The organism is Devosia sp. 67-54 (assembly GCF_001899075.1).
Taxonomy (GTDB): Bacteria; Pseudomonadota; Alphaproteobacteria; order Rhizobiales; family Devosiaceae; genus Devosia_A.
The window spans coordinates 60,728-81,794 of record NZ_MKVA01000001.1 but is presented as its reverse complement, the minus strand read 5'-3'; the positions used below and the strand labels follow the sequence as shown (position 1 = coordinate 81,794).

Here is a 21,067-nt window from a genome sequence, read left to right as displayed (position 1 = left end):
ACGCTCACACCATCAAATGCCGGCGCACATCGGGGCGGTCGAGGTCGCTGGCGGGGCCGCTGTGCATGATCTGGCCGCGGTCCATGATGTAGATGTCGTCGGCGATCTCGCAGCAGAAATCCAGATATTGCTCGACCAGCAGGATGGTCATGCCCTTTTCGTCGCGCAGGAACCGCAAGGCGCGGCCGATGTCCTTGATGATCGAGGGCTGGATGCCCTCGGTCGGCTCGTCCAGCACCAGCACCCTGGGTCGGGTGACCAGCGCACGCCCGATTGCGAGCTGCTGCTGCTGGCCACCCGAGAGGTCACCGCCGCGCCGGCCGAGCATCGACTTCAGCACGGGGAAGAGGGTGAAGACGTCGTCCGGAATCGATTTGTCCCTGCCGCCGAGCCCGGCATAGCCGGTCTCGAGGTTTTCCCTGACCGTCAGCAGCGGAAAGATCTCGCGGCCCTGCGGCACATAGCCGATGCCGAGGCGGGCGCGCTTGTAGGGCGGCGCCTTCCTGAGAATCTCGCCGTCGAAGACGATCTCGCCGGCCGCCACCTGGTTGATGCCGGTGACGGCGCGCAGGGTCGAGCTCTTGCCGACGCCGTTCCGTCCCAGCACCGCGGTGATCCGCCCCGGCTTGCAGTCGATGGTGACGCCGTAGAGCGCCTGCGCCGCGCCGTAATAGAGGTCGGCGGACCGGATCGAGAGGCTCGAGCTCATCGTCCCAGGTACCTCTCGATCACCACCGGATTGGCGCTCACCTGGTCGAGCGTGCCTTCGGCCAGCACCGATCCCTCCGCCAGGCACGACACCCGCACGCCGAGCTCGCGCACGAAGCTCATGTCGTGCTCGACCACGACGACCGAGCGGGTCCGGGCGATATCCTTGAGCAGCTTCGCCGTCTCGACGGTCTCGGCATCGGTCATGCCGGCCACCGGCTCGTCCACGAGCAGGAGCTTCGGGTCCTGCGCCAGGAGCATGCCGATCTCGAGCCACTGCTTCTGGCCGTGGCTCAGTCCGGCGGCGAGCTCGCCCTTGCGGCCGCTGAGCCGGATGGTGTCGAGAATGGCGTCGATGCGGGCGACGTCGTCGTTGGCGGCGACATAGGCCAGGGTGGAGAACACGCCGCGCGGCGTCTTCAGCGCCAGTTGCAGATTGTCCCACACGGTGTGGCTCTCGAACACGGTGGGCTTCTGGAACTTGCGGCCGACGCCGAGATTGGCGATCGCCGCCTCGTCGAGCCGCGTCAGGTCGATATTGCCGTCGAAGAACACCTCGCCGTCGTCCGGACGGGTCTTGCCGGTGATGATGTCCATCATGGTCGTCTTGCCCGCGCCGTTCGGGCCGATGATCGCCAGCATCTCGTTGGGATGGACGATGATCGACAAATTGTTCAGCGCCTTGAAGCCATCGAAGCTCACGCTCACGCCATTGAGGTAGAGCATCGTCTTGAAGCGGTCGCTGGCTTCGCTCATGGCTACTCCGCGGGTTCGGTGACGAGCGGCGCGTCCTCGGCGCCGGTCGCTTCGGGCTGGGTATTGTCGCGGCGCGGCGGCGCCTTGCGGGCCAGGAGGTCGCGGATCGTGCCGACGATCCCCTTGGGCAGGAACAGGGTGACGAGCACGAACAGCCCGCCCAGCGCGAACAGCCAATAGTCGGGCCAGAGGCTGGTGAAGACGGTCTTGCCGAAATTGAGCAGCAGGCCGCCGACGATCGGACCGACCAGGGTGCCGCGGCCGCCCACGGCGGTCCAGATGACGATCTCGATCGAATTGCCCGGCTCGAATTCGCTCGGGTTGATGATGCCGACCTGCGGCACGTAAAGCGCGCCGGCGACGCCGGCGATGACAGCCGACACCACGAAGGCGAACAGCTTCACGTTGTCGACCCGATAGCCCAGGAAGCGCGTGCGGCTTTCGGCATCGCGGATGGCGACCATCACCTTGCCCAGCTTGGAATTGACGATCGCGGAGCACACCAGCACCGCGACGGCGAGTGCGATGCAGGTCGCGGCGAAGAGCGCGCCGCGGGTCGTCGCCGACAGCACGTTGAAGCCGAGGATGTCCTTGTAGTCGGTGAGGCCGTTATTGCCGCCGAAGCCGAAATCGTTGCGGAAGAAGGCAAGCATCAGCGCATAGGTCAGCGCCTGCGTGATGATCGACAGATAGACGCCGGTGACACGGCTGCGGAACGCCAGGAAGCCGAAGACGAAGGCCAGCACGCCCGGCACCAGCACCACCATCAGGCAGGCGAACCAGAAATTGTCGAAGCCGTACCAGAACCAGGGCAGCGTCTTGTAGTTCAGGAACACCATGAAGTCGGGCAGGATCGGGTTGCCGTAGACGCCGCGCGTGCCGATCTGGCGCATCAGGTACATGCCCATGGCGTAGCCGCCGAGGGCGAAGAACGCGCCGTGGCCGAGCGAGAGGATGCCGCAATAGCCCCAGACCAGATCGAGGGCGAGCGCCAGCATCGCGTAGCTCATGTACTTGCCGAGCAGCGGCACCAGATAGTTGGGCAGGTGCAGCGGATGGCCCTCGGGCAGCACCAGGTTCGCGAACGGGATCGCCAGCGCCACGAGCAGCAGGGCGCAGACGAGCCAGACGGCGCGCCGATCGAGCGCGCGCAGGAGCATCGCCGAGATCATGGCTCGACCGCCCGGCCCTTGAGGGCGAACAGGCCGCGCGGGCGGCGCTGGATGAACAGGATGATCAGCACCAGGATGATGATCTTGCCGAGCACCGCGCCAAAATACGGCTCCATGAATTTGTTGGCGACGCCGATCGAGAGGGCGCCGATCAGCGTGCCCCACAGATTGCCGACGCCGCCGAACACCACCACCATGAAGCTGTCGATGATGTAGCCCTGGCCGAGATTGGGCGAGACGTTGTCGATCTGCGTCAGGGCCACGCCGGCGAGCCCGGCGACGCCCGAGCCGAGGCCGAAGGTCATGGCGTCGACGAACGGCGTTCTGATGCCCATGGCCGAGGCCATGCGGCGGTTCTGCGTCACCGCGCGCATCTGCAGGCCCAGCGGCGTGCGGTTGAGCACCAATTGCAGGGCAGCGAACACCAGGATCGCGAACACCAGGATCCAGAGCCGGTTCCAGGTGATGTCGAGGCCGCCCAGCGACACCTGGCCGGTCATCCATTGCGGGATGAGCACCGGCCGGTTGGTGGGCCCGAAGATCGAGCGCACCGCCTGCTGCAGGATGAGCGACAGGCCCCAGGTGGCCAGCAGGGTTTCGAGCGGCCGGCCATAGAGCCAGCGGATGATGCCGCGCTCGATGGCGATGCCGACCAGGCCGGTGAACAGGAAGGCGGCGGGCACGGCGATCACCAGCGACCATTCCATGGCGCCCGGCGCGTAGCTTTGCAGCAATTGCTGCACCACGAATGTGACGTAGGCGCCCAGCATCACCATCTCGCCATGCGCCATGTTGATGACGCCCATCACCCCGAAGGTGATGGCGAGGCCGATGGCGGCGAGCAGCAGCACCGAGCCAAGCGAGACGCCATAGGCGAGGTTCTGCGCGACGCTCCAGAGCTGCAACTGCCGGTTGATGGCGTCGATCCCCGCCTGCACGTCCGGTTTGAGCGCGTCGGGTACCGTGGTGAGCGCCGCCGTCAGCACCGTCAGCGCATCGCGGTCGCCATGGCCGGCGACGGTCTGGATGGCGGCGCGCTTCTGTTCGAGCGTCGCGTCGGTCTTGAGCACGATGACCGCTTCGGCCAGCTCCATCACGCTCTTGATCTGGGGATCGGTCTCGGCCGCGAGCGCCGTCTGCAGCAGTTCGAACGTCGTGGGGTCGGCGGTCTTCAAAATCGACTGCGCAGCGGAGAGGCGCGTGGCGCGATCGGTCGAGAGCAGCGTCATCTGGCCGATGGCGGTGCGGATCTTGCCGCGCAGGCCGTTGTTGATCTTGATCTTGTCGAGATCGCCCGCGGCAGCGGTGCCCAATTCGCTGCCGTCGAGGGGCCCCTTCAGCGCGAAGGCGCTGCCGGCCTTGGCGGCGATCACCACCTTGCCGTCGGAAATGCGCGTGTAGAGGTTGCCGTCCGACAGCGCCTGCAGGATCGGCACGACGCGGGCGTCGCCGGTGGCGACGAGCGTCGCGATTGCCGCTTCGCGCTGCGGGAAGCCGCCCTGGCCGAGCGCGTCGACCATGGCCGCATTGGCCTGCGACTGCGCCAGGGCAGGGGTCGCCGCGAGCACGAGGCAGGCGAGCAGGACGCCAATCAGTCTCAACAGGCGGGTGGCCATCGTATGCGCTGTTCCCCCGGGGAGAAGCGAGGGCGGAGGCCGCCCTCGCACGCTGTTCCGGCGCCGGTCAGGGCGCGGTGGTGCAGGCCTGCTTGGCCGTGTCGTAGTGGCCGCAGCCCTTGATCGGGTCGGTCCAGTCGGCCTCGATGCCCTTGTCTTCGGGCAGTACGTCGGACCAGGCGTCGCCCGGCACCACGTCCTTGGTCTGCCACACCACGTCGAACTGGCCGTCCGCCTGCACTTCGCCGATCAGCACTGGCTTGGTCAGATGGTGGTTGGGCAGCAGCGTCGCGGTACCGCCGGTGAGGTTGGGAACCGACAGGCCCACGATCGCCTTGAGCACCGCGTCGGTATCGGTGGTGCCGGCCTTCTCGACCGCCTTCACCCACAGGTTGAAGCCGATATAGGCGGCTTCCATCGGGTCGTTCGTGGTGCGCTTGTCGTTGCCGATGAACTTGTGCCAGCCATCGATGAACGCCTTGTTCTCGGGCGTATCGACGGATTCGAAGTAGTTCCAGGCGGCGAGATGGCCCACGAGGTTCGTCGTGTCCATGCCCGAGAGCTCCTCTTCGCCCACCGAGAAGGCGACGACCGGAATGTCCTCGGCCTTGATGCCCTGGTTGGCGAGCTCCTTGTAGAACGGCACATTGGCGTCGCCGTTGATGGTCGAGACCACCGCCGTCTTCTTGCCGGCCGAACCGAACTCCTTGATCGCGGCGACTTCGGTCTGCCAGTCGGAGAAGCCGAACGGCGTGTAGTTGATCCTGATGTCTTCCTTGGCGACGCCGTGATCGAGCAGGTACTGCTCGAGGATCTTGTTAGTCGTGCGCGGATAGACGTAGTCGGTCGCCTCGAGCACCCAGCGCTTCACGCTGCCACCGTCTTCGCTCATCAAATAGTCGACCGCCGGAATCGCCTGCTGGTTCGGCGCGGCGCCGGTGTAGATCACGTTCTTTTCGGACTCTTCGCCCTCGTACTGCACGGGGTAGAACAGGATCGAGTTGAGCTCCTTGAACACCGGCAGCACGGATTTGCGCGACGACGACGTCCAGCAGCCGAACACCGCGGCGACATGATCCTGGCTGATCAGCTCGCGCGCCTTCTCGGCAAAGGTTGGCCAGTCGGACGCCGGGTCGACGACCACGGGCTCGAGCTTCTTGCCGAGCAGGCCGCCCTTCTTGTTCTGCTCATCGATGAGAAAGAGCATCGTGTCCTTGAGCGTCGTCTCCGAGATCGCCATGGTTCCCGAGAGGGAATGCAGCACGCCCACCTTGATGGTGTCGTCCGCGGCGACGGCGGGCGCCAAGGCGCCCACCGACACGATGGCGCCGAGGACGAGCCCTGCGGCGATGCGGTCTACTCCTGTCACGTTTGCCTCCGACAGATTTGTTGTTCGCAGGCAAAGCGGAGCAAGCGACGTGCCAGACGGCGAGCGCCGCTCTAACTATATGTTATTCCAGCGAGTTCTCGCACCGTGGCGAAAGGCGCCGGCCATTGCCGCCGCGCCGGATGCCGCTCGTTCAGGCATCGGCCAGGCAAATTGACTACAATATAGGCGGAAATAAAATGTGCCTAACAAATACGCAGAGTGGCGCAGCGCTGGCTTACTGCCGATCCTTGAAGATTTCGCCGCCGCGCATGATCAGCGACAGATGCTGGCCGTCCGCCTGCAGCAGCGACAGGTCGGAGAGCGGGTCGCCGTCGACGACGAGGAGGTCGGCGTGGGCGCCGGAGGCGATGCGGCCGAGCGCGTCGGGCATGCCGCAGAGCCTCGCACCCATAAGCGTGGCGGAGCGGATGATCTCGGCGGGGGTGAGGACCTTCGCCAAGAGCTCGAACTCCATGCAGTGGTATTTGCGCAGGCCGCCGAGCAGGTCGGAGCCGAAGGCCATCGGCAGGCCGGCGTCGCGCATGATCTCGAGCGATCTGAGGCCGCCCGCGCGCACGATGTCGATCTTTTCGAATTCCACCGGGCCGAGGCCGAGCGCCTTGCCCTCGAGCCAGAGCGCGTCATAGGCGACGAGCGTGGGAACGGCGATGCAGCCTTTTTCGGCGGCGAGCTTTGCGGTCTCGGGTTCGATCAGGTTGCAGTGCTCGAGCGAATGCACGCCGAGCTCGACGCAGCGGCGGATCGCCTTGTCGGTATAGACGTGGGCGGCGACGTAGAGGCCGGCGTTCTCTGCCTCCTCGACCATCGCGGCGATCTCGTCGCGCGAGAACTGGATGGAGTGGATGGGATCGTTGGGCGACGACACGCCGCCATTGGCCATCACCTTGATGAAGCTCGCCCCCTCCTTGATCATCTTGCGGCAGGCGAAGCGGACCTCGTCGACGCCGTCGGCGATGTAGCCCATCGAGCCCAGCCGGTCCGACATCATGCCGGGGCGGTCGTCGGTGCGCTTGCGCAGATCGGCATGGCCGCCGGTGGTGGTGAGGCCCTTGCCGCAGATGACGATGCGCGGGCCCGCGATCAGCCCCTCCTCGACGCCGCGGACGAGGCCGTGGTCGGCGCCGCCGAGGTCGCGCACGGTGGTGAAGCCGCGCTGCAGCATCTCGGACATCACCCGTGCGGCGCGCAGGCCGGCGAGCGAGGAGGGTGCGATGATGTTGGACCACAAATGGAGGCTCTCGGCGGTGACGTGCACGTGGCAGTCGATCAGCCCCGGCATCAGCGTGCGGCCGCCGAGGTCGACGATGCGGGTGCCGTCGGGCGCGGCGATGCCGCTTGCCACCTCCGCGATGCGGCCGTCGCGGACGAGGACGCCGAGTCCCTGGCGCAGGGCGCCGGCCTCGGGATCGAGGACGTTGCCGTTGATGAAGAGGATCGGCGCGGACATCGGGGCAGGGCTCCTAGCGGTGGTGGCAGGCGACGAGCCGGCCGTCGGCGCGGGGACTGAGCGGCGGCTCGACGGCGGTGCAGATATCGGTCGCGAGCGGGCAGCGGGTGTGGAACGGGCAGCCCGTCGGCTTGTTGATGGCGCTTGGCAGTTCGTCGGTGGTGGCGCTGAAGCTGTGGCGCTGGCGCGGATCGAGGGTCGGCGCCGAGCGCATCAGCTTTTCGGTATAGGGATGGGTCGGGGCGGCGAAGATCGCGGCCTTGGCGGCGATCTCGACGATCTTGCCCAGATACATCACCGCGACGCGGTTGGAGATATGCTCGACCACGCCGAGGTCGTGCGAGATGAAGAGGTAGGCGACGCCGAGGTCGCGCTGCAGATCGGCGAGCAGATTGAGGATCTGCGCCTGCACCGAGACGTCGAGCGCCGACACCGGCTCGTCGCAGACGATGATGTCGGGCTTGAGCGCCAGGGCACGGGCGATGCCGATGCGCTGGCGCTGGCCGCCGGAGAACTGGTGCGGAAAATTGTCGGCCTGGTCGGGCCTGAGGCCGACGCGCTGCATCAGGGCGGCGACCTCCGCGTCCCGCTCACGGGCGTTGCCAACGCCGTGGATGTCGAGCGCCACGCGGATGGCGTCGCGCACCCGGCGACGCGGATTGAGGGACGAGAACGGGTCCTGGAAGACGATCTGCATGCGCCGGCGATAGCGCTTGAGCGCACGATGGTCGAAGCTGCGGATCTCCTGGCCGTCGAAGCTGACGCGGCCGCCGGTCGGCTTGACGAGGCCCATCAGCGCGAGGCCGGTGGTGGACTTGCCGCAGCCGGATTCGCCGACGAGGCTCAGCGTCTCGCCGCGGGCGATTTCAAAGCTCACGCCGTCGACCGCCTTCACGGCGCCGACGCGGTTCTGGAACACGCCGCTGCGGACCGGGAAGTGCACCTTCAGGTCTTCGACCGCGAGCAGCGGAGCGGCAGCGGCTGCCTCAGTCATGGACGTGCTCCCAGCACGCGGCGAAGTGGCCGGGGCGCTTTTCCTCGAATGGCGGACGCTCGGCGAAGCAGCGGGCCGACGCGCCGGGGCAGCGTGGCGCGAAGGCGCAGCCCACCGGCAGGTCCCAGGGCGGCGGCACGGTGCCCGCTATGTCGGTCAGCCGCTCGGCCGCGGAGCGGCCGGGAACCGAGCGCGGGATCGCGCCCATGAGGCCGAGCGTGTAGGGATGGATCGGGTGGTCGAAGAGCTCGTAGACGCTGGCCTCTTCGACGCGGCGGCCGGCATACATCACCACCACCCGGTCGGCGACCTCGGCGACGACGCCGAGATCGTGGGTGATGAGGATCAGCGCCGTGCCGAGCCGCTGCTGCAGGTCTTCGATGAGGCCGAGGATCTGCGCCTGGATGGTGACGTCGAGCGCCGTAGTGGGCTCGTCGGCGACGAGGATGCGCGGATCGCAGGCCAGCGCCAGGGCGATCATGGCGCGCTGGCGCATGCCGCCCGACAGCTCGTGCGGGAACTGTCTGGCGCGGCGCGCGGCGTCGGGCATCTGCACCAATTGCAGCGTCTCGAGGGTGCGCTGCATCGCGGCACGATGGCCGACCTTGCGATGCTGGCGCACGGATTCGGCGATCTGCTCGCCGATGGTCAGCACCGGGTTGAGGGCGGTGAGCGGCTCCTGGAAGATCATGGCGATGCGCTCGCCGCGCAGATCCTCGACGCGATGCTCATTCATGGCGAGCAGGTCCTCGCCGTCGATCAGGATCTCGCCCCTGGTGACGCGCGCGGCCTCGGGCAAGAGGCGCAGCAGCGACAGCGCGGTCATCGACTTGCCGCATCCGGACTCGCCGACGATGCACAGCGTCTCCCCCGGCCGCACCGCCAGCGCCATGTCGGCGACGACGGGGTAGGAGCCGCGGTCGGAGCGGATCTCGACGGTCAGATCGCTGACCGCGATCACCGGCGGGCTGTCGCTGTGCTGCTCAGCTGCCATCGGCGGCTATTGCTCCGCGCCGTCGAGGTTGCCGACCATGAAGCCGTAGTCGCCGGCTTCCACCAGGTTGCGGGTCAGATGCTGCATCACCATGATGCCGTTGGCGAAGGGCGTCGGGATTTCCTCGATGACGGAGAAATCGTAGGGGCTGACGACGCGGCCGAGCAGCTGGCCGCCCTTGATGATCTCGCCATTGGGCGGCGACAGCGGCTCGAGCCAGCCGCCATGCTTGGGCCGGATGCCGACGAGCTCGCGCACGACGACCTGCTTCGGCGGCGCCTTGGGGGCGCCCTCGATGCTGCCGAGATAGCGGAGCTGGTTGAGCATGCCCTCGACGGTGCGCTGCACATAGGGCGTCTGGTCGACGATGCCGCCGCCGAGCTCGATGGTCACCACCTTCATCTCGGGCCGCCGGTCGATGGTCACCGTCTTGCTGGTGCCGTCGTAGAGCGTGCCGGCCTTGCCGGTGGTCGGGCGGTAGAGGATCTTGCTGCCGAAGGCGCGCGACAGGCCCTCGTCGCTCCAGATGTAGACGTAGTCCACGGTGGGGCGGTCGGTGCCCGAATGCAGGTCGATATTGGCATCGAGCTTGTCGAAATAGTCGCGCGTCAGGGCAAAGGCGAGCTGCTGGCTGTAGGTGCCGCGGTCGTCGCCGGGGAATTCGCGGTTGAGGTTGAGCTGGTCGAGCGGATTGTGCCGGTGGTTGACCGCGAAGGAGCGCGGGTTGGCGACCGGCAGCAGCAGGATGCGGCCCTTGAGCGGCATGTCCTTGAGCTGGCGGTAGAGCTCGAGGATGGCCTGCGAGCCGGTGTTCTCGTTGCCGTGGATGGAGCCGGAGATGCCCACGGTCGGCCCGTCGGTTTCGCCCACCAGCTCATGGATGAAGAGCACGGCGTCGGAGCCGTCGGCGTGGGTCGAAAATTTCGGCCGCAGCTTGTTGATGGATTTGACCATGGAGATTTCCTTCTTGTCGTCTGACTATTTGTTGCCGCCGGAGCGGCTGAGCTGGCGCGGGTCGAGGACGTCCCTCAGCCCGTCGCCCAAGAGGTTGAAGCCGAGCACGGTGATCATGATCGTGGCGCCCGAGATGATCGACAGCCACGGCTCGTCGCGGATGAAGCGGGTGCCGTAGGCCAGCGTCCAGCCCCAGGTGGGGGTCGGCGGCGGCAGCCCGAAGCCGAGGAAGCTCATGGCCGATTCGATGATCACCGCGGTGCCGAGGCCGAGCGAGGCGAGCACGACGATCGGGCCGAGCGTGTTGGGCAGGATTTCGGTGAACAGGATGCGCGGGGAGCTGGCGCCGAGCGCGCGCGCCGCCTGCACGTAGTTCTGCTCGCGCAAGACGAGCGTGGTGGCGCGCACCACGCGGGCATATTGCGTCCAGGTCACGGCGATGATGGCGGCCGAGATGTTGAGGATGCCCGGCCCGAGCACGGCGACGATGGCGAGGGTGAGGACCACCGCGGGAAAGCCGAGGAACACGTCGGTGATGCGCATCAGCAGCATGTCGATCCAGCCGCCGAAATAGCCGGCGGCAAGGCCGACCACGGTGCCGATGAGGGCGGCGACGGTGACCGAGATGATGCCGATCGACAGCGACACGCGGGCGCCGAAGATCAGCCGCGCCCACAAATCGCGCCCGAGATTGTCGGTGCCCAGCCAGTGCTGCAGCGACGGGTAGGAGAAGCGGTTGCGCATGTCGGGCGTATCGACGCCATAGCGCGCCAGCCACGGCGCGAACACCGCCAGCACGATGAGGATGAGGATGATCAGCCCGCCGATCACCAGCGAGGGATTGCGCAGGGGCTTGGGCAGGCGCCGGCGGGTCATCCGAGCCTCACGCGCGGATCGACCACGGCATAGAGCAGGTCGACGATGAGGTTGATGATGGCGAAGGTGAGCGCGAAGGTGAGGGTGATGCCCTGCACCAGCGGCAGGTCGCGCTGCGAGATGGCGCCGATGGTGAGCTGGCCGAGGCCGGGCCAGGCGAAGATCTGTTCGACCAGCACGGCGCCGCCGAGCAGGATGCCGAACTGCATGCCGATGACGCTGAGCACCGGCAAGAGGGCGTTGCGCAAGGCATGGCGGATGACGACGCGCGGCCGGCGCAGCCCCTTGGCATAGGCCGTGCGGATGAAATCTTCGCGCAGCACTTCGAGCATCGAGGTGCGCACCAGCCGGGAGATCACCGCCGCCGAATAGGCGGCCAGCGCCAGCGCCGGCAGCAGGATGTGCATGAGGGAATCGGCGAGCACCTGCGGCCGGCCGGTGAGGGCGGCGCCGAAGGCGTCGAGCAGCGGCGCGCCGCGGCCGATGGCGGGCAGCCAGTTGAGCTGCACGGAAAAGCCCAGCATCAGCAGCAGGCCCATCCAGTAGACCGGCATGGAGACGCCCAATTGGGCGAGCAGCATGGTCGCCGTGTCGATGAGCGAGCCCTGGCGCATGGCGGCGATGACGCCCAGCGTCATGCCGATGAGTGTGGCGAGCAGCAACGCCACGACGGCGAGCTCGATGGTGGCGCCGAGGCGCCCGGCGATGATCTGCGAGACCGGCGCGTTCTGGAAGATCGAGCGGCCCATGTCGCCCTGCAGCAGATGGGCGAAATAGTCCCACAGCCGCACGTACCAGGGATTGTCGAGGCCGAGCGAGGCGCGCAGATTGGCGATCATGTCCGGCGTCGCCTCGGGTCCGAGCAGCACGTGCGCGGGATCGCCCGGCACCATAAGCAGCAGGGCGAAGGTGACGATCACCATGCCCGCCGCCATCGGCACCAGCAGCAACAGCCGCCTGATGGCGTAGGCTAGCACGGCGAATTGCCCGGTCGGTGCGATAGAGTTTCAGGCAATGACGATCTCGTCGAGCTTGCGGGGATAGTGGGTGAGGCTGTCGGGGCCGGCGGCGGTCACCAGCACCGTGTCGGCGATGCGGTAGCCGGCGAAGTCCGGAATGGTGATCGACGGCTCGCTCGAGGCGATCATGCCCGGCGCCAGCAGGGTCTGGTCGCCGGCTTCGATCCACGGCGATTCATGGAACATGATGCCCATGCCGTGGCCGACGCGGTGCAGCGCGTTCTCCTTCATGCCCTACGTTTCGATGTAGTCCTGCGCGACGATGTCGGCCGAGGCGCAGGTATGGCCCGCGATGAGGGCGGCGGTTGCGATCCGCTGCGCCTCGTAGGCCACCGAATAGTGGCGCCGCTGTTCGGCGCTCGGCTCGCCGATGAAGAAGGTGCGCTCGCTTTCGGCGGCACGGCCGCCGACGCGGCAGCCGAGCGACAGGATCAGGCTTTCGCCGCGCTTGACCGGGTTGCCGGTGGGCATGCCGTGCGGGAAGGACGAGCGGATGCCGGAATAGACGAGGCCCGAAGCGAGGCCCTGGACGAGCATCAGGTCCTCGTGCTCGCTGTACATGATGTTCATGGCGTGCCGCGAGACGTGCGACTCGATCTCGATCTCGCTGGGCAGCGCGCCATTGCGGCGCAGCGCCTCGGAGATCAGGGCGACGCCCGATTTCACCATCTCGTCGGAGATGCGGGCGGCCTCGCGATGCAGGGCGATTTCCTCGGGATATTTGCGTAGCCGCATCTGCTGCACGATCGGCGACGGCACGACGCGGGCGTTGGGGAAAGCGGCAGCGATCTGGCCGACGCGGGCGAAGGCGATGCCGGGGCTGTGGCCGATGGTGCCGGTGATGGCAGGCAGCGCGCGGGCGAGCACGTCGAAGGGACGGTCGACGCCGGGGAATTCGAAATAGACGATCGGCTCCGCGGCGATCTGCTGGTGCGCCGCGTGGCCCTGTTCGAGCCGCGGCAGCAGCAGCCAGGCGCCGGCCTGCGTGATGGCGAAGACCACCGGACGCTCGGTCGTGTAGTGCGAAAAGCCGGTGGTGTAGATGACGTCGTCGTTGGAATCGAGCAGCAGCAAATCGATGCCGGCCTCGGCCATGCCGGCGCGGATGTCGCGATGCACGCGAGCGTAGAAGTCGGAACCGAGCCGCTGCGAGAAGGCCACTTTGTCGTCCTTTTGCAAAACAGGAACCGGCCGGCGCCAGGGCGCGCCGACCGGCAGGGAGGAGAGTCTTACTTCGGCATGCCGATCAGGCCGCGGAAATTGCCGCGCGGCGTGACGTCCACATCCACCGGGAAGGGCTTCTTGTAGAACAGCTGGTAGCCCTGGTCGGAGATGATGTAGTAGGGCAGGTCGCTGGCGAGGATCTTGGCCGCCTTCTGGTAGGCGTCCTTGCGGGCGGCCTGGTCGAGGCTCGATCGGCCGAGCTGCAGCAGCTTGTCGACCTCGGGGTTCGAGTAGCCGCCCCAATTGGTGGCGCCGCCGGTCGAGAGCTGGTTGAACAGCAACCGGTCGGGGTCGACGATGTTGAGCCAGCCGAGCAGCGCGATCTGGTGCTCGCTCTTCATCACGTAGTTGGTGGAGAAGGACGGCCAGTCGCTGATCTGCACCTTGGCGTCGACGCCGGCCGACTGGAAGATCGCCTGCTCGAGCTCGACCGCCTGGACGCGGTTGGGGTCTTCGCTGTGGGTGGCGATGGTCACCGTCAGCTTCTTGCCGTCCTTGTCGAGGATGCCGTCGCCATCGGTGTCCTTCCAGCCGAGCTCGTTGAACTTGGCGACCGCGCCGGCGACGTCGAAGGTCGGCTGCTTGATGTCGGGCGAGAAGGCCCAGGACGAGGGCAGGATGATCGAGGTCGCGACCTTGTCGACGCCCTGGTAGATGTCGTTGACGATCGAATTCTGGTCGATCAGCATCGAGAAGGCCTGGCGCATGCCGGCGTCGGCGAGCAGCGGGTCCTTGGTGTTGAAGTTGATGTAGGTGACGCCCAGCCCCGCCTCGATGACGTTGCCGAAGCGGGTATCGGCCTCGAGCCGCTTGATGTCGTTGGGCGACAGCGGCGACTGGATGACGTCGAGGTCGCCGGCCTCGAAGGCCTGGGCGCGGGCGGAGTTGTCGCCCACGATCTTGACCACCACGTCGGTGACCTTGGGCGAACCGGCCCAGTAGTTCGGATTGGCGACGAGCTCGATATTGTCGCCGCGGGTCCAGTTCTTGAGGGTCATCGGGCCTTCGCCCAGCGGGTTGGTGGCGAGGTCGCGGCCGCTTTCGGCCGCCGCCTTGGAGACGATGCCCTTGTCGAGATAGCTGAGCAGCGGCGCGTAGGGCGCGTTGAGGGTGAACTTCACCGTGTCGGGATCGACGGCCTCGACCTTGGTGATCGGGCTGTAGAGCCCGCGGTCGGGGGCGTTGAACTTGGGATCGGTGATGGTGGTGAAGGTATAGACCACGTCGTCGGCGGTGAGCGGCGAGCCGTCGGAGAATTTGAGGCCCTTGCGCAGATGGAAGATGTAGGTCGTCGGATCGGGCGACTCCCAGCTTTCGGCGAGGTCGGGCTTGGCCTCGAGGCTCGGCGTCAGGGTGACGAGGCCGGCATAGATCAGGTCCACCGTGCGATAGGCGGTGGTGTCGGTGGTCAGGCGCGGATCGAGCGTGCCGGCGTCGACGTCGGTGCCGATGGTGATCTTGGTATCCTGGGCCAATGCCGCCTGGGGCGACAGCAGCGCCAGCCCGCCGAGGGCGGTGGCTAACAACAATAGGCTTTTCATTTCCGGTCCCCTTGTGATGGCTAGAAGTGGTGTGGCCGCCCGCCCGCGATTGGTTCAGATGTTGGCGGCTCTCCGTGCTGGGCGTTTTGCAGATGCCGGCTGGTCGGTCTGGTTGCCGGCCAGCTTGTCGCGGCGCAGCTCGGCCAGATGCGGCACGAGCACGGTCTCGAGCGCACCCGGATCGGGCGCGTGCCGGTACTCGAAGCAGGGCACGCCGGGCGGCACGAGGTCGGCCACATGGTCGGCGCCCGAGGCGAAGATCACCGCGTCGCATTCGCGCACCAGGCCGGGCAGGTCCGGCGAGGAGGACCAGGTGACCTTGATGTCGGCGATGTGCGGGGCGAATTCGCGCACGCTGGGGCGCATGATGGCGATGTATTCCTGGAAATAGGTCACGGCGGCGACCCGCATGCGGGGGTCGAGCCCGGCCAGTGCCTGGCGCGTGCGCTCGGAGGGAATGAAGCGCAGGCCGAGCACGCGCGCCTCGGGGATCAGCGCCTTCACCTCGACCTCGCGGTGGAGGAAGGTGAGCACGATGTCGGCTTCGCTCGACACTTGCCGCGCTTCCTCGGACACCCGCAGGGCGTCGAGTGTCAGCAGCTGCACCTGGTCGGTGGCGGCGAGCACGGATTTGATCTGCGCGATGTAGTCGCGTCCGGGGCCCTCGAAGATGGCGATGAAGACGATCCTGAGCCCGGCGGTAGGGCGGCGTAGCAGCGCCTGGGCGCTGATCATCGAGGTCAGCGTCAGGGTGGAGACGCCGAGCTTTTCGGCCTTGCCGATCAGCACCTCGATATCGGCGCGAAGCGCCGACGCCGGAAGCTGGTCGCGGCCCAGCTTTTCCGGGTCGCTGACGGCGAAGGCACCCAGCCCGTGCTTCATTTCGATGAGGCCGGCGTCGCGCAGGCGCTGATAGACCTGTGCCACGGTCATCGGCGCGATGCCGAGCTCGGAGGCGAGCTGGCGCACCGATTGCAGCTTGGTACCGTGCGGGATGCCGCCGAACGACAGCGCGTAGCTCAACAGCCCATAGAGCTGCGAGCCGACCGGCACGGGCAGCGACTTGTCGATGCTGTTGGCGTCGATGGGGAACACGTGTTCTAGTTCCTCGATACACGTGGACCGTAGCCGGCCCGTACGGCAATGGCAATGGGGTGCCGCGCACTGTTGAAGCAGGACTTGGCAACACCCCGATCCGCGTGCAAGGAATAGCCGTGGGCACCCGAAACGTGCGAGGATATGGCGGTTTGCGGCCGGCTTGCCGCAGAGACGGCCTCGCCGCGATGGGCGTGCCCGACCCAATGGCCGGTGTACTGCGACACTAGGTCAGTTGGGCGGAAGGTGGATTTCTCGGAGAGCCAGGATGCAACTCGGACTCGAACTCGCCCGGCTCACCGCCGGCCTCGACAAGCTCTATCGCGAGGTGCCGCGCACCGGCAGCTTCCTCGATCGCGAGGGGCTGATCCCGGTGGCGGTGGCGCAGGTCGAGCCGTATCTGCTCAAGGATTATTGCGAGGCGCGCGACCGGCTCGAATCGCTGCAATCGCGCATTCCCACCGACGCGCCGACCGCGCTGCGCCAGGCGTATTTGCTCGAAATGGTCGACTCGCTGCTGGCGCTGCTCGACACCTTCGAGAACCGCCAGATCTCGTATGCCGAGCGGCTGCGCCGGCAGATGCGCGTCGACACGCAGATGGTGAGCGACGAGATTCTCGATGGATATCGCGCCACCATCCGCGGCAACCTCGACGAGCTCGGCTATCGCGGCGGCTCGCTGGCCGAGGACGTGGCGCGCTTCGAGCGCGACAGCGTCGTGCCGGCCGACAAGGTGCTCGACACCATGGCCGAGTACACGCGCGAGGCGCGGCGCCGCACCTCCGAGACGATGTATCTGATGAACGACGAATGGATCGAGCCGGTGCGGCTCGACGACGTGCCGTTCACCGCCTATTGCGACTATCCCGAGCGCAAGATGCGGCTGAATCTGGCGTTTCCGTTCACCCGCTCCAGCATCAAGCATCTCGCCTGCCACGAGGCGTTCCCGGGCCATCTGGTGCACCTGGCGCTGCGTCAGCGCTATGTCGCGGAGGGCAAGATGCCGCTCGACGGGGCACAGGTGGTGACGAGCTCGGCCTCGAGCGCGATGTTCGAAGGCATCGCCGACAATGGCTGGTTCTTCCTCGACTGGATCAACACGCCGGAAGACGTGGTCGGCATGACGCTGGAGCGGCTGCGCGCCGCGCTGCGCTGCAACGCCGCCTGGATGCTGCATGTGGAAGGCCGTTCGCCCGAAGAGGTGGCGCCGGTCATCGCCGCGGCGGGCTATCAGGACGTGGCGACGGCGGCGGGCCGCATCGCGTTCCTGCGGCACGGGCTGCGAGCGCCCTTCGTCTATGGCTATTGGTGCGGCGACACGTCGCTGCATGCCGTGTGGGAGAAGGTGCCCAGGGAGCGCCACAAGGAATTCTGGCAGTACCTCTACGGCAACATGCATACGCCGTCGACGCTGCGCGATTTCTGGGTGGCGTAGATGGCGGCGTTGGAGTCCCGCTGGCCGGCGTTCCTCGAGCTGGTGCGGCAGCCGGACGCCATCGAGCCGATGTTCGGCTTCGTCGCCGGGCTGATTGGCGAGGCGATCGGCAGCAAGCTCACCACGGCGACGCTGTTCGACGTGCCGGCGGGGCGGCTGCGGCGCGTCTACACCGAAAATGCCGCCGCCTATGCGGTCGGCGGCTACAAGCCGATCCCGGCCAACAGATGGACCGACACGCTGATCGGCCGGCAGCAGATCTATACGGCGCTCAGCATCGAGGCGATCGCCGAGGATTTCTTCGACTGGGAGCTGATCCGCTCGCTCGGCTGCGAATCCATCGCCAATTTGCCCATCGTCGCCGGCGGCCGCACCATCGGCGCCTTCAACCTGCTGCACGACGCCGGCCACTACACCCCCGACCGCCTCGCCCGCGTGCCGGACGTGATGCCCTTCGCCACGCTCGCCTACCTGGCCCTGCTGCAAGCCGAGAGCCCGCGAGCAGCGGCTTAGCCTCGCTCAGGGAAACGACCCCATCTGCTAACCGTCATAGCAAGGCGTCGGAAATCTCGTGACAGACTTTTACCAGTTGATCGCGAATGTCCTCGAATGCCCACTCCGTGCCGACGCGCTGCAGGCAGGGTATTGTTATGCCGGCGATCGCCCAGCCGGAGCGGTCGAGGATCGGCGCACAGATATCGGTGACGCCGACAAGCCGGTGACTCGCCGCGACCACCGAACCTGCCGCGGCGATGCGGTCGAGTTGCTCGATCAGCTTGTCGAGCGGCGGTGGGGTTTCGAGCAGCGCGAAGCTGTCACGGATCATGGCAGCACGCCTTTCGGCCGACTGGAATGCGATGATAGTTCGCCCGGACACAGCCTCGGTGGTCGGATTGCCATAGCCGAGCCGCAGGGTAAAGTTGAAGTCCGTGCGGGCCGCGGCGTGGGCGATCACCACTGTCTCGCCGCGGCTGATCACCACGAGGTGGCTGGCATGGCCCACCATGGCCGTCAGCCGCTCCATCGCCGGCAGCGCCACTTCGACCAGCGTACGTGAGCGCGGCGTCTTCATCCCCAACTCGAACAGCCGGTTGCTCAGCGAGAGCTGGTCAGTAGCAGGATCGCGACGGAGATAGCCGCGCTCGACCAGGACATAGACCATGCGGAAAATCTCGCTCTTGGATCGCCCGAGTCGCTCGCTGATCTGCCGGGTGGTCATCGGCTCGGCTTCCGTCGCGAGGAGCTCAAGGATGTCGAGGCCTTTCTCCAGCGCCGGAGCGGAATATCCGGCGCGCTCTTCCACCGGCGCTTCAGTCACCTCAGCCCTCTTGTCGATTTATATACAATTCTTGACTTCATATACAAAACAATGCCCTGTTGCTAGTGGCGACCCTGAACCGGTCGGATGAGCGTGCTTTTATCGCATGGCGCGCCCGAAGCGAAATTGGTCCACCGGCTCGCCCGAGGCAAACGAAAGGGAGGCGCGAGTGAGGAGTGTGCCGAGGGTGATCCGGTGCGGCGCTCTGGTGTTCGTGGGCGGCATCTTGGCGATTGATGCCGAGGACCGCATGGCGCCGCCGGACGTGACAGTGCAGACCAAAATGGTCTTCGACAGCTTGCGTGAGGCGCTGGCTGGCATCGGCGCGAGCCTTGCCGACGTGGTCAAGCACAGCATCTACTTCAATTGCCCGCCCGAGCAGGAGGCCATCGACGCCTTCATGGCGCAGGTCAATGCCGTGCGGAGCAGCTATTTCAGCGCGCCCGGTCCGGCGACCACCGAGATTCGCTGCGGGCTCGACCGCGAGGGCGCGCTGTTGATGCTCGATGTGTGGGTGGTCATCGGCGGCAAGCGCGAGGTGATCGCACCGCCGGACGGGCACTGGCGATGGGCGGACGATCTGCCGTTCGTGCATGGCTGGAAGGTCGACGACATGCTGTTCATCGGCGCGCAGCGCGCGCTCGATGCCAATGGGCAGGTGCTTGGGCAGGACGATATCGAAGTACAGACCGACGAATCCTTCCGTAACCTCGACACCATGCTGCGCGCCGGCGGCGGTGATCGCCACAGCCTGATGCGCCAGAACACCTACTTCCTGTTCTACGGCCAGGGCCGTGAGGTCACGAGCTATTGGGAGAAGATGAACGCGGTACGACGGCGCTATATGTCGGTGCCCTCGGCGGCCGGCGCCGGCCTCCGTGTGCAAGGCATGCCCCGGCTCGAGGAACTGATCCAGGTCGAGGGGATCGCCGTTCTGGGCGACGAGCGCCTGCGGTTGCAGCCGGCCAATCATTGGGACTGGAGCGTGCCCGGCATGCAGTACACCCAGGGATGGGTGAAGGGCCCGCTGATCTTCATCGGCGGTCAGATTTCAGCGGACAATCACGGCCGGGCCGTGGGTGACGACATGGAGACCCAGGCGCGCAACGTCTTTCAATTCATCCGCAGCACGCTGGCGGAAGGCGGCTACACGGAGGCCAATATCTCCAAGCTCTATATCTATTTCCATGCCGAAGGCGACTGGCGGCAGATCGAGGACACGCGCGCGGTGATCGCCAGAGTGCAGCGCGAATTCTATCCCGACCCCGGCCCGGTGGTGACGGCCGTGCGCGTGGCCGGCTTCGCCTACGAAAACCTGCTTGTTGAAATCGAGGCGTTCGGCGTGAGACCGGACTGATGTCGAAGGACGACTTCCCGGTCGCCGAGTTCAGCGAGCGGCTCGGCCGGGTTCGCCGAGCGATGGCGGCGCGGAACCTCGACTGGCTGGTCGCGGTGCATCCGGTGTCGATCCTCTGGCTCACCGGCAGCGAGGCTAAGAGCTATCAGGAGTTCCAGTGCCTGTTCGTCGGGGCGAATGACGAGCCGCTGACGGTTCTCGTGCGCGCCGGCGAAGTCAACGAGCTGGAAGCGGAGTCCATTGCGGACCGCGTGGTGGGCTGGGGCGGTGGCGTCAGCGAAAACCCGCTCGACGCCTTCGCCTCCCTTGCCCACGACCTCGGGCTGATCGGGCGGCGCGTGGGGCTCGAAGTGCAGGGCGCCTATCTGCACCCCTATCACTATCTCGGCCTGCGCGATCTGCTCGGTCCCGATCGGCTGGTCGATGCGACCTCCCTGATCGCCGACCTCAAGCTGGTCAAATCGGCGACCGAGCTGGACTATGTCCGGCAGGCCGCCCGAATGGCAGATGACGCGATGGCCGCTTTCCACGACGAGTTGGCGGCCGGCAAGACCGAGCTACAGCTCGCCGGCCGCATCTACGAGACGCTATTGTCGCGGGGCAGCGGCATCGCGGCGAGCCCGATCAATCTCGTCTCGGGGCCGCGTTCGGCCTTCAGCCACGGAGCGCCGACGACGCGGGTAATGCGCCGCGGCGATTTCGGCAATGTCGAATTCGGCGCGACCTGCCGGCGCTACACGGCGACGCTCGGACGGCAGTTCGTGCTGGGCGAGCCCAGCCGGCGGATGGTCGAGCTGTATGACGTGGTGCGCCTAGCTTCCGATGCCATGCTGGCCAGCATCGCCGATGGGGTGGCCGCAACGGCCGTGCACGAGGCGGCGCGCCGGGTCATCGCCGATGCCGGGCTCGACCGGCACCGCGTACATCTGTCGGGATATGGACTCGGCCCCGGGTTCCCGCCGACCTGGGCGGAGCCGCTCCACTTTCTGGATCGGAGTTCTTACACGCTGCAGGCCGGGATGGTGGTGACCGTCGAGCCGCCGGTGTTCGTGGGCGAGGAAGGGCTTGGCGCGCGGCTCATCGACAATGTTCTGGTGACCGCCACCGGCCATGCGACTCTCGCACAATATCGCAGGGAACTGATGGTCGTCTCGTAGGACTCTTGCAGGGC

Annotated in this window: 18 protein-coding genes and 1 pseudogene; 4 read left to right on the top strand and 15 right to left on the bottom strand. The window is 66.7% G+C overall.

Features of this window, described 5'->3' with window-relative positions:
• Nucleotides 1-4: 4 nt before the first annotated feature.
• The 14 genes and pseudogenes from urtE to BGO82_RS00330 form a co-directional block, all read right to left on the bottom strand.
• The gene (gene urtE / locus BGO82_RS00395) at nt 5-709 is read right to left on the bottom strand and encodes an urea ABC transporter ATP-binding subunit UrtE (protein WP_291303553.1); all 705 of its coding nucleotides are present in this window, start codon (nt 707-709) and stop codon (nt 5-7) included.
• Nucleotides 706-1,464, bottom strand: coding sequence for an urea ABC transporter ATP-binding protein UrtD (urtD, locus tag BGO82_RS00390; protein WP_291303552.1), 759 nt, complete (start codon nt 1,462-1,464; stop codon nt 706-708). Before urtD ends, urtE begins: the two co-directional genes overlap by 4 nt.
• Before the next feature lie 2 nt (nt 1,465-1,466).
• The gene (gene urtC / locus BGO82_RS00385) at nt 1,467-2,636 is read right to left on the bottom strand and encodes an urea ABC transporter permease subunit UrtC (RefSeq protein WP_291303551.1); all 1,170 of its coding nucleotides are present in this window, start codon (nt 2,634-2,636) and stop codon (nt 1,467-1,469) included.
• Complete coding sequence (urtB, locus tag BGO82_RS00380) at nt 2,633-4,252, bottom strand: urea ABC transporter permease subunit UrtB (protein ID WP_291303550.1); 1,620 nt, start codon at nt 4,250-4,252, stop codon at nt 2,633-2,635. The genes urtC and urtB overlap by 4 nt, the downstream gene beginning before the upstream one ends.
• Nucleotides 4,253-4,319: 67 nt before the next feature.
• Complete coding sequence (urtA, locus tag BGO82_RS00375) at nt 4,320-5,603, bottom strand: urea ABC transporter substrate-binding protein (RefSeq protein ID WP_291303615.1); 1,284 nt, start codon at nt 5,601-5,603, stop codon at nt 4,320-4,322.
• Between the two features lie 253 nt (nt 5,604-5,856).
• Nucleotides 5,857-7,089 carry an amidohydrolase family protein gene (locus BGO82_RS00370; protein ID WP_291303549.1) on the bottom strand — a complete coding sequence of 411 codons (1,233 nt, stop codon included), beginning with the start codon at nt 7,087-7,089 and terminating at the stop codon, nt 5,857-5,859.
• Nucleotides 7,090-7,102: 13 nt separating this feature from the next.
• Complete coding sequence (locus tag BGO82_RS00365) at nt 7,103-8,083, bottom strand: dipeptide ABC transporter ATP-binding protein (RefSeq protein WP_291303548.1); 981 nt, start codon at nt 8,081-8,083, stop codon at nt 7,103-7,105.
• A complete protein-coding gene (locus BGO82_RS00360) occupies nt 8,076-9,077 on the bottom strand; it encodes an ABC transporter ATP-binding protein (RefSeq protein ID WP_291303547.1) in 1,002 nt (333 codons plus the stop codon). The genes BGO82_RS00365 and BGO82_RS00360 overlap by 8 nt, the downstream gene beginning before the upstream one ends.
• Nucleotides 9,078-9,083: 6 nt before the next feature.
• On the bottom strand, nt 9,084-10,031 hold the full coding sequence (locus tag BGO82_RS00355) for a succinylglutamate desuccinylase/aspartoacylase family protein (protein ID WP_291303546.1): 948 nt from the start codon (nt 10,029-10,031) through the stop codon (nt 9,084-9,086).
• Nucleotides 10,032-10,055: 24 nt separating this feature from the next.
• Complete coding sequence (locus tag BGO82_RS00350; protein ID WP_291303545.1) at nt 10,056-10,907, bottom strand: ABC transporter permease; 852 nt, start codon at nt 10,905-10,907, stop codon at nt 10,056-10,058.
• Nucleotides 10,904-11,884 (bottom strand): ABC transporter permease, encoded by a 981-nt coding sequence (locus BGO82_RS00345; RefSeq protein ID WP_291303544.1) that lies wholly within the window; start codon nt 11,882-11,884, stop codon nt 10,904-10,906. The genes BGO82_RS00350 and BGO82_RS00345 overlap by 4 nt, the downstream gene beginning before the upstream one ends.
• A gap of 30 nt (nt 11,885-11,914) precedes the next feature.
• Nucleotides 11,915-13,021 (bottom strand): annotated as a pseudogene (locus tag BGO82_RS00340) (Xaa-Pro peptidase family protein).
• Between the two features lie 134 nt (nt 13,022-13,155).
• A complete protein-coding gene (locus BGO82_RS00335) occupies nt 13,156-14,691 on the bottom strand; it encodes an ABC transporter substrate-binding protein (protein WP_291303543.1) in 1,536 nt (511 codons plus the stop codon).
• A gap of 54 nt (nt 14,692-14,745) precedes the next feature.
• Nucleotides 14,746-15,786, bottom strand: a complete 1,041-nt coding sequence (locus BGO82_RS00330; RefSeq protein WP_291303542.1) for a GntR family transcriptional regulator — start codon at nt 15,784-15,786, stop codon at nt 14,746-14,748.
• A gap of 268 nt (nt 15,787-16,054) precedes the next feature.
• On the opposite strand from BGO82_RS00330, the gene BGO82_RS00325 reads away from it, so the two are divergent.
• Together BGO82_RS00325 and BGO82_RS00320 are read left to right on the top strand one after the other, a co-directional pair.
• Entirely contained in the window at nt 16,055-17,221 is a 1,167-nt protein-coding gene (locus BGO82_RS00325) for a hypothetical protein (RefSeq protein WP_291303541.1), read from the top strand.
• A complete protein-coding gene (locus tag BGO82_RS00320) occupies nt 17,222-17,734 on the top strand; it encodes a hypothetical protein (protein WP_291303540.1) in 513 nt (170 codons plus the stop codon).
• A 34-nt stretch (nt 17,735-17,768) separates the two neighbouring features.
• On the opposite strand, the gene BGO82_RS00315 is transcribed toward BGO82_RS00320, so the two are convergent.
• Nucleotides 17,769-18,539, bottom strand: a complete 771-nt coding sequence (locus BGO82_RS00315; protein ID WP_291303539.1) for an IclR family transcriptional regulator — start codon at nt 18,537-18,539, stop codon at nt 17,769-17,771.
• Between the two features lie 106 nt (nt 18,540-18,645).
• Between BGO82_RS00315 and BGO82_RS00310 the strand changes: the two genes are divergently transcribed.
• Entirely contained in the window at nt 18,646-19,896 is a 1,251-nt protein-coding gene (locus BGO82_RS00310; RefSeq protein ID WP_291303538.1) for a RidA family protein, read from the top strand.
• Entirely contained in the window at nt 19,896-21,053 is a 1,158-nt protein-coding gene (locus tag BGO82_RS00305; protein ID WP_291303537.1) for a Xaa-Pro peptidase family protein, read from the top strand. Before BGO82_RS00310 ends, BGO82_RS00305 begins: the two co-directional genes overlap by 1 nt.
• The last annotated feature ends 14 nt before the right edge of the window (nt 21,054-21,067 follow it).

Excerpts from the sequence above, each read along its gene's own strand:
- urtE (WP_291303553.1), bottom strand. The coding sequence starts at position 709 with ATGAGCTCGAGCCTCTCGATCCGGTCCGCCGACCTCTATTACGGCGCG.
- urtD (WP_291303552.1), bottom strand. The coding sequence starts at position 1,464 with ATGAGCGAAGCCAGCGACCGCTTCAAGACGATGCTCTACCTCAATGGC.
- urtC (WP_291303551.1), bottom strand. The coding sequence starts at position 2,636 with ATGATCTCGGCGATGCTCCTGCGCGCGCTCGATCGGCGCGCCGTCTGG.
- urtB (WP_291303550.1), bottom strand. The coding sequence starts at position 4,252 with ATGGCCACCCGCCTGTTGAGACTGATTGGCGTCCTGCTCGCCTGCCTC.
- BGO82_RS00370 (WP_291303549.1), bottom strand. The coding sequence starts at position 7,089 with ATGTCCGCGCCGATCCTCTTCATCAACGGCAACGTCCTCGATCCCGAG.
- BGO82_RS00365 (WP_291303548.1), bottom strand. The coding sequence starts at position 8,083 with ATGACTGAGGCAGCCGCTGCCGCTCCGCTGCTCGCGGTCGAAGACCTG.
- BGO82_RS00360 (WP_291303547.1), bottom strand. The coding sequence starts at position 9,077 with ATGGCAGCTGAGCAGCACAGCGACAGCCCGCCGGTGATCGCGGTCAGC.
- BGO82_RS00355 (WP_291303546.1), bottom strand. The coding sequence starts at position 10,031 with ATGGTCAAATCCATCAACAAGCTGCGGCCGAAATTTTCGACCCACGCC.
- BGO82_RS00350 (WP_291303545.1), bottom strand. The coding sequence starts at position 10,907 with ATGACCCGCCGGCGCCTGCCCAAGCCCCTGCGCAATCCCTCGCTGGTG.
- BGO82_RS00335 (WP_291303543.1), bottom strand. The coding sequence starts at position 14,691 with ATGAAAAGCCTATTGTTGTTAGCCACCGCCCTCGGCGGGCTGGCGCTG.
- BGO82_RS00325 (WP_291303541.1), top strand. The coding sequence starts at position 16,055 with ATGCAACTCGGACTCGAACTCGCCCGGCTCACCGCCGGCCTCGACAAG.
- BGO82_RS00320 (WP_291303540.1), top strand. The coding sequence starts at position 17,222 with ATGGCGGCGTTGGAGTCCCGCTGGCCGGCGTTCCTCGAGCTGGTGCGG.
- BGO82_RS00310 (WP_291303538.1), top strand. The coding sequence starts at position 18,646 with ATGGCGCGCCCGAAGCGAAATTGGTCCACCGGCTCGCCCGAGGCAAAC.
- BGO82_RS00305 (WP_291303537.1), top strand. The coding sequence starts at position 19,896 with ATGTCGAAGGACGACTTCCCGGTCGCCGAGTTCAGCGAGCGGCTCGGC.